Origin of the sequence: Lactobacillus xylocopicola (assembly GCF_033096005.1) — a bacterium.
Lineage (GTDB): Bacteria > Bacillota > Bacilli > Lactobacillales > Lactobacillaceae > Lactobacillus > Lactobacillus xylocopicola.
Genome location: NZ_AP026803.1, coordinates 786,255 through 799,281 on the forward strand (window position 1 = coordinate 786,255; position 13,027 = coordinate 799,281).

The 13,027-nt window shown below is 44.4% G+C and carries 13 protein-coding genes and 1 other RNA gene; 2 read left to right on the forward strand and 12 right to left on the reverse strand.

Annotated elements, in window-relative coordinates:
- The 10 genes from R8389_RS03995 to R8389_RS04040 form a co-directional block, all read right to left on the reverse strand.
- A complete protein-coding gene (locus R8389_RS03995) occupies nucleotides 1-1,056 on the reverse strand; it encodes a carbamoyl phosphate synthase small subunit (protein ID WP_317638192.1) in 1,056 nt (351 codons plus the stop codon).
- A 4-nt stretch (nucleotides 1,057-1,060) separates the two neighbouring features.
- Nucleotides 1,061-1,969, reverse strand: a complete 909-nt coding sequence (locus tag R8389_RS04000; RefSeq protein ID WP_317638250.1) for an RluA family pseudouridine synthase — start codon at nucleotides 1,967-1,969, stop codon at nucleotides 1,061-1,063.
- On the reverse strand, nucleotides 1,962-2,426 hold the full coding sequence (lspA, locus tag R8389_RS04005; RefSeq protein ID WP_317638193.1) for a signal peptidase II: 465 nt from the start codon (nucleotides 2,424-2,426) through the stop codon (nucleotides 1,962-1,964). Before lspA ends, R8389_RS04000 begins: the two co-directional genes overlap by 8 nt.
- 8 nt (nucleotides 2,427-2,434) lie before the next feature.
- On the reverse strand, nucleotides 2,435-4,111 hold the full coding sequence (locus tag R8389_RS04010) for a formate--tetrahydrofolate ligase (protein ID WP_317638194.1): 1,677 nt from the start codon (nucleotides 4,109-4,111) through the stop codon (nucleotides 2,435-2,437).
- A gap of 254 nt (nucleotides 4,112-4,365) precedes the next feature.
- Nucleotides 4,366-4,704: an acyltransferase gene (locus tag R8389_RS04015; RefSeq protein ID WP_317638195.1), complete on the reverse strand. Its 339-nt coding sequence runs from the start codon at nucleotides 4,702-4,704 to the stop codon at nucleotides 4,366-4,368.
- Between the two features lie 11 nt (nucleotides 4,705-4,715).
- Nucleotides 4,716-5,945, reverse strand: a complete 1,230-nt coding sequence (locus tag R8389_RS04020) for a metallophosphoesterase family protein (RefSeq protein ID WP_317638196.1) — start codon at nucleotides 5,943-5,945, stop codon at nucleotides 4,716-4,718.
- Nucleotides 5,942-7,069 carry a THUMP domain-containing class I SAM-dependent RNA methyltransferase gene (locus tag R8389_RS04025; protein ID WP_317638197.1) on the reverse strand — a complete coding sequence of 376 codons (1,128 nt, stop codon included), beginning with the start codon at nucleotides 7,067-7,069 and terminating at the stop codon, nucleotides 5,942-5,944. The genes R8389_RS04020 and R8389_RS04025 overlap by 4 nt, the downstream gene beginning before the upstream one ends.
- A gap of 71 nt (nucleotides 7,070-7,140) precedes the next feature.
- Nucleotides 7,141-7,505, reverse strand: an RNA gene (gene rnpB, locus R8389_RS04030) — RNase P RNA component class B.
- 26 nt (nucleotides 7,506-7,531) lie between these two features.
- Nucleotides 7,532-7,954, reverse strand: a complete 423-nt coding sequence (locus R8389_RS04035) for a DivIVA domain-containing protein (RefSeq protein WP_317638198.1) — start codon at nucleotides 7,952-7,954, stop codon at nucleotides 7,532-7,534.
- A gap of 93 nt (nucleotides 7,955-8,047) precedes the next feature.
- On the reverse strand, nucleotides 8,048-8,614 hold the full coding sequence (locus R8389_RS04040; RefSeq protein WP_317638199.1) for an SLOG family protein: 567 nt from the start codon (nucleotides 8,612-8,614) through the stop codon (nucleotides 8,048-8,050).
- Between the two features lie 69 nt (nucleotides 8,615-8,683).
- Between R8389_RS04040 and recU the strand changes: the two genes are divergently transcribed.
- Together recU and R8389_RS04050 are read left to right on the forward strand one after the other, a co-directional pair.
- Entirely contained in the window at nucleotides 8,684-9,307 is a 624-nt protein-coding gene (gene recU / locus R8389_RS04045; RefSeq protein ID WP_317638200.1) for a Holliday junction resolvase RecU, read from the forward strand.
- A complete protein-coding gene (locus tag R8389_RS04050) occupies nucleotides 9,307-11,640 on the forward strand; it encodes a transglycosylase domain-containing protein (RefSeq protein ID WP_317638201.1) in 2,334 nt (777 codons plus the stop codon). Before recU ends, R8389_RS04050 begins: the two co-directional genes overlap by 1 nt.
- A gap of 45 nt (nucleotides 11,641-11,685) precedes the next feature.
- Here the strand turns inward: R8389_RS04050 and nth are convergent, their stop codons facing one another.
- Entirely contained in the window at nucleotides 11,686-12,315 is a 630-nt protein-coding gene (gene nth / locus R8389_RS04055) for an endonuclease III (protein ID WP_317638202.1), read from the reverse strand.
- A complete protein-coding gene (locus R8389_RS04060) occupies nucleotides 12,315-12,956 on the reverse strand; it encodes a DnaD domain protein (protein ID WP_317638204.1) in 642 nt (213 codons plus the stop codon). The genes nth and R8389_RS04060 overlap by 1 nt, the downstream gene beginning before the upstream one ends.
- Nucleotides 12,957-13,027: the final 71 nt, after the last annotated feature.

Genomic DNA, 13,027 nt, shown 5'->3' on the forward strand with positions numbered 1-13,027 from the left:
TTACACCATCATCTTTATAAAATCATCAAAAATACTAATTGCATCTAAACTGCCAGGAGCCCCTTCGGCATTGAAGGCAGTCGCAATGACTTTATGCTTCTGGTTGCTGAAGCCGGCAAGCAATTCAGTGTGCAGGTCGTAAAATTCTTCTGACATTTCAAGCTGGACACTGCTGGGCAAAACCAATTGGTCAATATTCATGGTTACTTGCCAAATTTGATTCGAATTTTGCTCAATTATGGGATAGTTGGTGCCATTAAATACTTGTGGCAGCTCGACCAATTCAAAGTTGAGATAGTCACTGAGGGCCAAAAAGCCAAGTCCGATACCCCAAATCGGGTATTGTTGATAGAAGGTATCAAAAATTGGCTTGAGGTCTTCCTTAACCTCACTTACCTTGCCGGGGCCACCTGAAATAATGATCCCTTCCGGACGCAAGTTTTCAATGTCAGGTACGGAAACATTGCTAGGCAATACCGTTGCATTGATTTTGCGCAAAGATAGTTCGCGCAGCATGGAATGTTTGAGCCCTAAATCTACAATCGCAATCGTCTTACCAACATTAGGTACTGCATAGGCATTCTTAGTAGAAACGGTGGCCGACTTGTTTTTAGGCAAAACTAAGGCCTTGATCTGGTCAAAGGCGTGTTCGTCATCGGTATCCATGATTGAAGCCTTAATGGTCTTTTGCTCGCTAAGACAGTGAACCAGAGCGCGCGTGTCAATATTGTAGATTGCCGGAATGTTCTTTTCTTGCAGAAAAGAAGCCAAATCTTGGAAGTTTTTGCTGTCGGAGATATTGCGGGCAATGTCATTAGCAATAATTCCCTTGACTGTGGGATTAATACTCTCATAGTCAATGGCATTAATGCCATTGCTACCGATCATGGGGGTCGTAAAAACAAGAATTTTGCCAGCATTGGTCGGGTCAGTCAAGGCTTCTTGGTAGCCAAAATTACCTGTCTGAATAGCTAATTCTCCAGTTGAAATAATGGCAGCGCCAAGTCCTTCACCAGCATATGAACTGCCGTTTTCAAGAATCAAATATCGTTTCATGTTATCACTGTGTTTCTCTTAATTCGGTCAAACGTTTACGAAAAATGGGCGGTACAGCTACTTTAAACTCGAGCTGCTCACCGGTTGTTGGTTGCGTAAAGCCTAAAGTTTGGGCGTGCAAAAACTGCCCCTGCCCTTGCAAAGTGTGGTGCGGACCATATAAGGGGTCACCTGCAACAGGATGGCCAATATAGGCAAGGTGAACTCTGATTTGGTGAGTTCGGCCAGTTTCGAGCTGGCAGGATAACAGACTATAGCCCTTAAATTGTTCTAAAACCGTAAAATGAGTAACTGCGTTTTTCCCATTTTCAACTATAGCCATCTTCTTACGGTGGTAGTGGTCGCGGCCAATCGGCGCATCAATTAGGCCTGAGTCCTCATTGAAATTGCCATGGACGATTGCGAGGTATTGCCGCTTGTTACTTTTGCGGGCAAGCTGCCTTTCTAAACTTATCCGGGCCGGGCCATTTTTAGCTATCATTAAGAGCCCGGAAGTATCCTTATCAATCCGATGCACAATCCCAGGGCGAAACCCTTCCGGACTACTTGCCAGGTCTTTAGTATGGTACAAGAGCGCATTTACCAGAGTTTGGTCTGGGTGCCCGGCCGACGGATGCACGACCATTCCTTGGGGCTTGTTGACCACAATTACATCTTGGTCTTCATAAACAATATCAAGAGGAATATTCTCTGGCACTACATTTAATGCTTTAAGCGCTGGAACGGTTACCAGAATATGATCACCGGCTTGGACGTGGTAGGATACCTTGCTGCTTTTGCCGTTAACCAGCACCTGCTGACTTTGAATTAAGTCTTTAATCTTGCTACGAGACAAGTCGTTGATCTGCTCGGCCAGTAACTTATCTAGCCGTCCCCGGTTATCCTCTATTTGGAATTCATAACGATTAGGCATGACTTGGATCACTTTCATCAAAAAACAGCAGATAAATAAAGACTAGAATGATGCCAACTGTAATAGCGGAATCGGCAATATTAAAAATATTGAAGCGCACAAAGTCTACCTGAATCATGTCAATTACGTATTTCAAGTGGATCCGGTCCAGCAGGTTACCAATAATTCCCCCTAGAACAAGCGCTACACCGTAGTTAAAAAGTTTACGCTGTTTTTTGACCTTGAAGAGGTAATATAGGCAGATGATAATTGCGACCGCACTAATAATATAGAAGAGCCACATTTGGCCGGTTAAAATATTCCAAGCAGCGCCGTCGTTTTGCACATAAGTAAACGAAAGCAAGTTGGGTATAACCGAATGAACCTCACCCAGTTGATAGTTTTGTGCAATATAGTTTTTTAAGCCCTGGTCAGCACCAACAACCAGCAAAGTAATAAGTAAGTATAAAAATTGCATCTGTAAATTTAAAATAAACCGCTAATCTTGCCATCATTGTCTACGTCAATATCAAGTGCCGCGGGTTGCTTAGGTAAGCCTGGCATGTCTAAAACATGACCAGTAGTAACAACGATAAAGCCGGCTCCATTCTTTAGACTGGCACCCTTGACGTGTAGCGTAAAGTCAGTTGGAGCACCCAGCAACTTTTGATTATCCGTAAATGAATATTGGGTTTTGGCGATAATAACGGGTAATTTATCCTTTCCCATTTTGACTAGTTCGTCAATGTCTTGTTCAGCTTGCTCTGAGTACTCGACCTGACTGGCATGATAAATCTTTTTAGCCACCTTAGCAATCTTACTTTTGACTGCATCATCCGCCTGATAAGTGGACTGCAGCTCAACGTGACCAGTATTGGCTAAGTTAACCACTGCTTTTGCAGCTTCAACTCCTCCGCTTGAGCCCTGCTCGTGATAGTCAACTACCCGAGCATCAATGCCCTGGTCCCTGACTAGGTTTTGCAATAGCTCAAGTTCCGCCTGAGTATCAGTGGCAAAGTGGTTAATCAAAACAATGACTGGAACACCGTAATTCTTCATGTTTAACATGTGACGTTCGAGATTCTTGAAGCCCTCACGTAAAGCAGGAAGATTTTCTTCATTTAGCCGGTCTGTAGTACCCTCGGCTTGGTATTTCAAGGCTCGTACGGTCGCAACCACAACACTGGCATCAGGTTTTTTCTCCAAATGATTGGAAACGAAATCCATGAACTTTTGACCGCCAAGATCGCTGCCAAAACCAGCTTCAGTTAAGACGTAGTCACTAAGGTGTAATGCCAAGTTAGTAGCAATGACTGAGTTAGCCCCATGAGCAATATTAGCAAAGGGTCCGCCGTGCACTAATGCCGGAGTATGTTCGATTGTTTGTACTAAGTTGGGTTTTAAAGCATTGGCTAGCAGTGCCGCAATTGCCCCTTCAAAGCCGAGATCCTTAACATAAACGGGTTGTTCAGCCCTGCTGTAGCCGACTAGCATCAAGCCAATCCGCTGCTTAAGGTCAGCAATATCCGTTGCCAGACAGAGAATTGCCATCAACTCGTTGGCAACTGTAATGGCAAAACTCGACTTGTGTTCAATTCCATTGAACTTTGAGCCCTGACCAATAGTAACCTGGCGCAGACTACGATCATTAACGTCAATTCCGCGCTTTAACAAGATGCGGTCTGGATCCAGACCAACTTCATTACCCTGATAGATATAATTATCAACCAAGGCTGCCAACGTATCAATCGCAGCCGTTAGCGCATGCATGTCGCCAGTAAAGTGCAAGTTGATGTCTTCCATCGGGATCACTTGCGCCTGGCCACCGCCAGTGGCGCCACCCTTTAAACCAAAGACTGGGCCCATTGAAGGTTCACGTAAAGCTATCATTGTCTTTAGGTGCAGGCGCTGATTAATTGCATCCCCCAAACCAATCGTCATTGTCGATTTGCCTTCACCAGCAGGTGTCGGAGAAATAGAAGTTACCAGGATTAACTTGCCTAAGTCTGGGCTAGCCATTGCCTTTTTAATGGCTGGCCAATTGAGTTTAGCCTTATCTACTCCATATGGTTCAAGGTCCGTGGCGGATAGTCCAACTTGGCTTGCGATTGTGCTAATCGGTAGTGCTACTGCTTCCTGTGCAATTTGGATATCTGTTTTCATTGCGCATGCTTCTTTCTATATACATAAATTAAACGGTCATTTCATCAATTGCCTTTGCACGATTAGAATTTAGGTCCCACCTTTTTCTTAATTACCTTAATTATAACAAAGATTGTTTAAGATTTATTGATTGTTGATTAGCGGGCTATTGGTAAAAGAAAAACCAAAACAAACTTAGCTGTTTTGGTTTAGAAAAGATCGTGGGTAAGTTATTGTCCCGGCAGTTGGTAAAAATTTTAAAAAGCAGATCATGACTAACCCTTGTACTCAATTCTCAATAAGTGGTACTTTTCAAGGGAATCTACCTGGATCCGGTATATCCGGAAGAAGCTCCAGCAATGGATTAACTCGGGTTCCACTTTACTGCTCATCTTGGCCTTGTAGGGCAATTTTAAACCCTGCTTGTTCCAATAGGAATTAATTAGCGTATAGCCGGTTAACAGCAAAAATAAGCTTCCCCAAATAATGGCAGGCCAGTTAAGGCTTGGGGTGCCCTCGTAAAGCATAATCAGACTGATGAGGAGGACAATTAATAGCCAGCTATAATAAACTAACCCCACCCGGCCCAAAATAATAAAGTGTTTCTTATTCATCAACTGCACCTCTAATATCTGATTTTGACAGCTAAATTGCTGTGACTACTAGTGTCATACAAGGTCTTCAAATAGTTGCTAAAACGCGGCATGGCTGCTACTAACGTGCGATACTCGGCTGAATCATAAAGCTGGTTGAGGGCCGGTTTACTAAGATGGTTGTGGCCCGTAAAGTAGTTATAATTCATTTCAAGAAATAAATGATTGACCCGGCTTAGTAGCGGAGACTCACTCTGACTGGCTGCGGCCTGGCCCAGTGACTGATTGCTAAGGTTGCGCAGCTGAAGATCCTTTAAGTATTGGTGAAAATGAGTCAAAGTATAGTTCTCCTGCTCAATCTTTGTTAAGTATGGTTTCATGTTAAAAATCTGGCGGTGGTATGCGATTTCGTCTTGATTTACAGCAACGATACCATAGGCCTGGTCATAGGAACAAAAGCTGGAAGTCACAATTTCAGTTGTTGGTGTCGGGGCTTGTGGTCCCAAAATATTCTGGGCATGGATATGGCCTGAAAAAGCCACCTTGATGTCATAATCCTGACATATCCTGCGCAGGGTTTGCGCATTGTTTAAGACAAAGCCGCGGTTAACTGCGGGGTTATGGGCATAGAGGTTATGGTGCATAAAAAGCAGCGGACGCAGTTGGTGTTTTTGCGCATAAAGTAGTTGTTTTTTTAACCACACCAACTGGTCTTCGCTAATCTCCCCTGCAGTGGCCGGCGCACCACGACCTTCTTCTTGGCCATAAAGGTTTGAATCAAGCAGTAAGAGTAGGTATTGCGGGTTGAGCTGCACGCTATAGGCCAAAGAATGTGGGTCTTCATCCAGGGCACAATCATATGAGGGCTGAAAGGTTGTGTGCCACTCACTAGGGCTAATTTGACTAGTATAGAGCTGGTCTTCGCCTTTAAAATGGCGGGCCCAACCATCAAAGAGATCATGGTTGCCGGGTACCACCAATAACTTGGTGGTGGTCAGTTCACTGAAAATTTCCTGAAACTTTTGAGCAGACAGTAATTCACCGTTAAAAGTGACGTCACCGGTAACAATGATTGCGGCTGGCTTTTGGTCATTGGCCATCCGGCAAAAGGCACTCAAGGCTGACTCCTGGTATGCCAAGTCTTTGCCCTGACTCGTATTTTGGATCAACTTAAAAGCTGCCCCGTTATCATGCAAACTGTCAGCAATTAAATGGGTATCGGTAATTACCCAAAATTCAGCATTGGTCTGGTCTGTAATCATTTTTGTTTGGCAGCCCAATATTGGTAAAAGTCGACCCGGAGGTTACCATTGAAGAGTTTCCGTTTCTTGGTCGCTTTTTTACCAAAAAAAGTTTCGAAGGCAGGATCGCCGACCAGGTAATATTGGCTGAAACTGTCATATTTACTCAGGACCTCACCCATCTGGGTGTAGAGCTCCTCCGCTGTCTTCTGGTCCTTCAGTCGCATACCGTATGGAGGGTTAGCGATAATCACCCCATTTTCCAGATCGGTGGCAAAGTCTTTGACGGCCAGCTGCTTGAAGTAAATATCCTGCAAAACGCCAGCATTATTGGCATTGAGCTTGGCAATTTCCAAAATTGACTGGTCGATGTCACAAGCCCAAATGGGCTGTTCCAGTTCTTTTACCATGGTTTTGGCGGCATTAACGGCTTCTTGATGGAGGTTTTCGTCAAACCAGTCAAAGCCATCAAAGGCAAAATCCCGCCATGTTCCCGGAGCGATATTTTTACCGATTAATGCGGCCTCAATAGCCAAGGTACCTGAACCGGTCATCGGGTCAATTAGCGGGTGGCTGCCGTCAAAGGGGGTCAATTTAAGGAGGCTGGCCGCAAAATTTTCTTTCAGCGGCGCGCCGCCGTGTTCAATCCGATAACCGCGCTTAAATAGACTCGCTCCACTAGTATCAAGAGAAATACGGGCCTGGTCCTTGTACAGATGAACATCTAGCGGGTAAAAATTACCGCTTTCGGGCAAAAATCCCCGCCGGTGGTACTGGTCCGACATCTTGTTAACAATCGCCTTTTTGACGATTGATTGGATACCGGGTTCAGAATGCAGTTTTGAGCGCACCGACCGTCCTTGAACTGGAAACTTGGCATCAACGGGCAATAATTCTGCCCAGTCAAGGTCATAGACCTGGTCATAGAGCGTTTCGAAGTCGGTCGCCGTGAACTCCTTCAGCAGAATCTTGACCCGGTCAGCCGTCCTTAGCCACAGGTTGGTCTTGACGATATCTTCTTGGGTCCCCTTAAAGAAAACACGACCGTTTTCGGTCTGTGTTTCATAGGCCAAAGCTTGTAGTTCTTTAGCTACAACACTCTCAAAGCCCGCACCCATGGTCGTATAAAGTTGGTATTGTTTCATTAATTAACTCTTTCATTTTTTTTAAAAAAAGCGCTGAGCCCTTTGAAAAGCTCAACGCTGCCTGTGCAAATTTCTATAAGCCACGTTCTGTTCAGGTGATTTTTGGCAAAATCACCGTTGGCAGCCATCTATCTTTGCTATTGACTAGCAATCCAACCTTTAGTTCATTTTCAGCGGTTGAGACGCCCCCACCAAATTTGGGTTGCACGCTCGCAGGGTTTACCTCGTTCCACCAGTAGCGTTTCCGCTCCTGCTTCGTCACTGTGGCACTTTTCAGAATATTCATGCATATCTTGCGACTTAGCACTTTTTTCGCCGTAATCAAAAATCCTTTAGCTTATTGGGCTAAATACGAGCACTACAGACATCGCAGTCTGTGCGTGCGTGGACTTTCCTCAGCTCAGTCATAAGGACCAAACCGCGACTGCCCAAAATTTGCACTAGTAAAAATTATACCAGAGCTTAGTCCTTTTGTAACCCATAAACTCGTTGTTCGAGGTTGTACACCTTACGTTCAAGTGTAGAGATACGTTGGATAATGGCCATGTTAGTCGAATTTTCTGCTTCCGCAGCGGTACTGTCTTGACTATCAGAATGCTTAGTCGGAGTGTATCTTTTAACCCTTTCGGCATGCTCTTGCGGCTCTTCAGGTGTTTGGGGTTCAGTCGCAGAACGGTCATGATGTTGGTCATCCATTAGTTCGCGCTGCAGTTTGCCAATTTGCCCGTATAAGTCTTCGATGATCTGCTGGAAAGTATCATAATCATCGATTACCTGGTCCAAAAAGGTGTCAACTTCCTCTGGATCAACGCCCTTCACCTTGGTTCTGAATTCCTTTTTTAAAATATCATCTGTCGTTAATTTAACATTTTTTATATCTGTCATAATCAGACAACTCCTTTATCAATCCTCTTTATTCTAGCAAAAAGAATAACGGCTTAAAACTAAAAACCTCACTTTAGGAAAAGTTTTAGAAATTTATTCATTAAATTGGTCTTCCTGGTCCGACTGATATTCCTCGGCAGTATCCTGGAGATCATAAAAATCGATTAAGTCTAGGGGATATTCCTTGGTTTCTTGGTATTTTTTGATTAAATGATAGTCAAACTGAGGTTTGCCCGGCTGCTCCTCATCATACAGTAGCAAGGCTCGGTCGGTGTGGAGAAGCATGAAGTTCTGGTAATTGCGGAGCTGGACAGGGCTTTGATATGGTTGGTTAGAGGTAGCCGCAAAAAAATCCACCGCTTTTTTTAACTGCAGAAACTTACTTTGATTGACCTCATTCCAGCGGCTAGCAAATTCCTCATAAGGAATAAGCATTGCGACCCGCAGGGGATACTCCTTACGCAGCTCAATTGCAACTTCACTAGCCCATTGTTCAACGCCCAGATTAGCACCAGTGATGACCCAATCCAGCTGACTGTTGTCAAGTAAAGTGGTCAGACGCTGGGTAAGCGCCAGCTTAATGATTTTGATTTTTGGATCCTGGTCGCCCAGAGTATTTAATTCGTAGTTGCGGTAACCGCTTACCCAAAGTCGTTGCATAATGAAAGAGGTGGCTCCTTGTTCAAAAACTTGTCCTTTATTGCTATAATGCTATCAGGAGTGAGATTGATGGTCAAATATCCAAGTGGCAGTGCTGCTGCATTACAAAAATTTACTAAGGTATCTCAAAAACGGGGAGAATCCCACCACCGCAAGGATGTTAGTTTTTCCGACCGTGGGATGACCCTTGAGCAAATGATTAATGAATCGAACAAATATTATCTGCTTAAGGAAGTTGCAGTTGTCCATAAAAAGCCCACACCAGTTCAAATCGTCAAGGTCGACTACCCTAAACGGTCGCGGGCGGTAATCAAGGAAGCCTACTTTCGGCAAGAGTCTACCACGGACTACAATGGTGTGTATAATGGTTACTACTTAGACTTTGAAGCTAAGGAAACCAAAAACAAGACCAGTTTTCCCTTGAAGAATTTTCATGAGCACCAGATTGTTCATCTGGAAAAATGCTTGAAACAAGCGGGTATTTGTTTTACAATTATCGGTTTCACCAGTCTTAACCGCTACTTTGTGACTCCAGCCAGTGCGGTGATCAAAGCATGGTGGACTAAAAGTAAAAGTTCTGTAACTTTAGCCGAAATCGAATCCTGGTCAGTTGAAATCGCGAGCGGTTTCCAACCTACCCTACCGTATTTAACGGCCGTGGATCAGTTTATTGCAGATAGGAAAAGTAACTAATGGCAAAAAATGATTATCATTCTACTAGTGGCCGTAAGTCACGCCAAGAATACCGCCATCACCAGTCTAAGCCGCGGTGGCGGCGAATTTTAAAGTGGCTGTTTTTAGGCGTCTTTCTGATCTTAGTGTCGGGGGTTGGCCTCTTTGCATACTATGCTAAGGATGCCCCTAATGTCAGCAAGGCTCAACTTGAAAGTGGCGGCTCTACCGGATTTTACACCAAAAGTGGTAAGTTTATCTTAGCTCTAGGCTCGGGCAAAAGAATTTACGTCAAGGACAGTCCAGACTTGCAATTGTTAAAAGATGCGATTGTTTCCGTTGAAGACAAGCGTTTTTACAAGGACAAGCTGGGAATTGATCCGATTCGTATTGCTGGGTCAATGCTAACTAACGCTCAAAGTAAGAGTATTGCTGCCGGAGGATCGACAATTACGCAGCAATTGGTCAAGCTGACAGTTTTTTCAACTGATGCGCCTGCCCAAAGGACGCTGCGGCGCAAGGCCCAGGAAGCCTGGCTGGCGATGCGAGTGCAGCGCGAGTATAGCCATGACGAGATTTTAGAATTTTACATTAATAAAGTCTACATGAATTATGGTAATTACGGGATCGGGACGGCTGCTGACTTTTACTATGGTAAAAAAGTTGGTCAGCTAGACCTCGCCCAAACTGCTTTACTTGCCGGAATGCCGAATCGGCCGACCGCATACAACCCCTACACATACCCCAAATATGCTAAATATCGCCGCAACCTTGTATTGAAAGCTATGCTGGATAATGAAAAAATCACTCATCAGCAATATGTTAAGGCGAAAAAAGAAAGTATCAAAAAAGGGCTGAAGCCTTACAAGCAAGAGGCGCAATCAAACTTGCGAAAAATCGATGATCCATACATCAAAGAAGCAATTGCGGAGGTTCGGGCGAAGGGCTTTGACCCCTACCGCGACAACCTAAAAATCACTGTTAATATTGACCAAAAGGCTCAAAACAAGCTTTATGAACTCGCCAATAACGGACAGGTGCCCTTTACTAATGACCGGATGCAGATTGGTGCTACCGTGGTTGATCCCGAAAATGGTCATGTTGTCGCCATTCTTGGTGGGCGCCACTTACCTTCGACGGTACAACTAGGACTCGATCGGGCCGTCCAGACAAGCCGGTCAACCGGTTCTTCGATTAAACCTGTGTTGGATTATGGACCGGCAATTGAATACTTGAATTGGTCCACGGCCAAGGTGCTTAATGATAGCAAGTACACTTACCCGGGGACCAATATCCAACTCTATGACTGGGATAACAAGTATGATGGCTTAATGAATATGCGACATGCGCTTGAGCAATCGCGCAATGTCCCCGCTGTTAAAACCTTGAAGGCGGTTGGAGTCAAGCGGGCGGGCCGGTTCGCTGGTAAGCTGGGGATTACTATCCCCAAGGATGCTGGTCTGTCAGTTGCCATTGGTGCAGAAGCATCTAGTTTGCAGATGGCAGGTGCCTTTAGTGCCTTTGCCAACATGGGGGTTTACCACAAGCCGCAATTTGTTTCGAAGATTGAAACTCCCGATGGATTAACGAGAAACTATGATTCCGAAGGCATCCGGGTCATGAGCAAGTCGACGGCTTATCTGATTACTGATATGCTAAAGGGAGTTATCAAACGAGGATCTGGTACCAATGCCCAAATCAAGGGACTCTACCACGCTGGTAAGACTGGATCAGTCAAGTATTCTGAACAAGACTTGGCCCGCTACCCAAGCTATGCCGCAACTCCCAAGGATTCGTGGTTTGTTGGTTATACCCAGAGCTACACGCTCGGTATCTGGACCGGTTACGATAATCTGAAAGATGGGACGATATCTGGTATTGGGCAGCAATCAGCTCAGCTTTTTTATAAAAATATGATGTCTTATCTGATGCGCAATAAGCAGAATGTCAATTGGCAAAAACCAGACTCTGTGGTACGGGCCAAAATTGCCAAAAATTCTAACCCACCTGAAGTTTCCAGCAACGGTGAATGGCAGTTGTTTGTTCGTGGCCATGCTCCGGCTGGGATTGTTGATGACCCCAGTGATTATGATGAGGAAGACGAGGCAACAAAAAATAATAATTCCGGGTCAGCCAACAATACGGAAGCTAGTCGATCAACCGTAGAACGCCATAATGGGTCGCCTAAGCAAGCTAAAGAAAATCAAACTAACACTAATTCTACTAACAAAAAGAAGATCAAGCCAAAGGAACCTAGCGAACAACCCAAACCGCCTGAGGCAAATAACAATCAGGATGATTCAGATGCCGGTAGTGGAACTACAGACAATCAGACGAGCAATAATAATCATTGATAACATTATAAAAACCACATCATTTTGATGTGGTTTTTACTTTACCTATTTTTGCTGGAGGTAGCTATAAGGATCGTCTTTGTCGCGGGCCGTCATCGAATAGCGGCCAAATAAAATCATGGCGTGATGAGTTTGAATCCACTCTTCAGGGGGCAAAATTTCCTCCAACCGTTTTTCGATTTCTGCGGGTTTAGCCGTTTGACTGACAATCTGAAATCGCTTGGAGATCCGTGCTACATGTGTGTCTACGGCAATCGCCGGAATGCCATAACCGTCTGCCAAGACAACATTGGCAGTCTTCTCTCCTACTCCCGGTAAAGTGACCAGGGCCTTTTTGTTAGCAGGAATTTGGCCATTGTATTGCTCGACCAAGATGGTGGCCATTGCCTTAAGGTGCTTGGCTTTAGAATGAAAAAGACCAATCTGGGCAATGTGTTCTTCAATGTCTGCTATTGAGGCCTGGGCTAAAGACTGGGGATTAGGGTAATCTGCGATAAAGCGCGGCATAATCCGATTAACCATCTTGTCGGTTGTTTGAGCACTCATCAAAACAGCACACAGCAAGTGGAATTTGCTGTCCCAGATTAGTTCACTCTTAGCATTTGGGTACAGTTCATTGATTTTTCTAAGTACTTTACGTGCCTCTGCAGTAGTCAATAATTTTGCTTCAGTCATTATCGGTTCCTCTGTAAAAATTTTTGTACTTCACTGCTTGTCTTTAAGTTGTGGCGTTGCCAATTGAGCAAAATGCGGTCAACATACTTGAGGCTGTACGCTTGGGCTAGTACGGCTTCTCTTAGCGCCAGTTTGATTATTTCTGGATCATAATGGTCCACATTTAGCCAGGCAGCGACCTCCTCGCGTTCGATGGGACTTAGGTAACGGCCGAATTCTATTTCAAATTGACGCATTAGCTGGTTTAGTTGACTATTGTCGACTGCAGCAATTGTTTGTTCTGTATGCTCGCCCTGCTTAAGTGTCCCGAGCTGTTGGGTTAGGAATTCATCTACTTTGGTGTATAGCTGATTAAGCTCATAGACATTGCCAATTCTACCATTATCATCAGTGACCTGGGCGATGGTCAAATATTTTTGTTCAATTAATTGTTGAATGAGGCTTGCCACTTCTGCAGTCGAAAAATTAGTGTTGGCGGCTAATTGCTCATTTGAGGGAAAAGGTTCGTTTTTTTGGCTGAACATTTCCAGCTGAATAATCAGAATAAGCTCGGCGTCACTAATTTTAAGTTGCGGATAATAGGCGAGCAACCCATTGCTAAAGGTGGTAAAACCTAATATACGATAATCATTGTAATGCAAGTTCATGCTCCCTTTTAAAAAAAGTTGAACTAAGTTACCTAGTTCAACTTTTGAAAATATTTGGTTAGCTT

Excerpts from the sequence above, each read along its gene's own strand:
- R8389_RS03995 (WP_317638192.1), bottom strand. The coding sequence starts at position 1,056 with ATGAAACGATATTTGATTCTTGAAAACGGCAGTTCATATGCTGGTGAA.
- R8389_RS04000 (WP_317638250.1), bottom strand. The coding sequence starts at position 1,969 with ATGCCTAATCGTTATGAATTCCAAATAGAGGATAACCGGGGACGGCTA.
- lspA (WP_317638193.1), bottom strand. The coding sequence starts at position 2,426 with ATGCAATTTTTATACTTACTTATTACTTTGCTGGTTGTTGGTGCTGAC.
- R8389_RS04010 (WP_317638194.1), bottom strand. The coding sequence starts at position 4,111 with ATGAAAACAGATATCCAAATTGCACAGGAAGCAGTAGCACTACCGATT.
- R8389_RS04015 (WP_317638195.1), bottom strand. The coding sequence starts at position 4,704 with ATGAATAAGAAACACTTTATTATTTTGGGCCGGGTGGGGTTAGTTTAT.
- R8389_RS04020 (WP_317638196.1), bottom strand. The coding sequence starts at position 5,945 with ATGATTACAGACCAGACCAATGCTGAATTTTGGGTAATTACCGATACC.
- R8389_RS04025 (WP_317638197.1), bottom strand. The coding sequence starts at position 7,069 with ATGAAACAATACCAACTTTATACGACCATGGGTGCGGGCTTTGAGAGT.
- R8389_RS04035 (WP_317638198.1), bottom strand. The coding sequence starts at position 7,954 with ATGACAGATATAAAAAATGTTAAATTAACGACAGATGATATTTTAAAA.
- R8389_RS04040 (WP_317638199.1), bottom strand. The coding sequence starts at position 8,614 with ATGCAACGACTTTGGGTAAGCGGTTACCGCAACTACGAATTAAATACT.
- recU (WP_317638200.1), top strand. The coding sequence starts at position 8,684 with ATGGTCAAATATCCAAGTGGCAGTGCTGCTGCATTACAAAAATTTACT.
- R8389_RS04050 (WP_317638201.1), top strand. The coding sequence starts at position 9,307 with ATGGCAAAAAATGATTATCATTCTACTAGTGGCCGTAAGTCACGCCAA.
- nth (WP_317638202.1), bottom strand. The coding sequence starts at position 12,315 with ATGACTGAAGCAAAATTATTGACTACTGCAGAGGCACGTAAAGTACTT.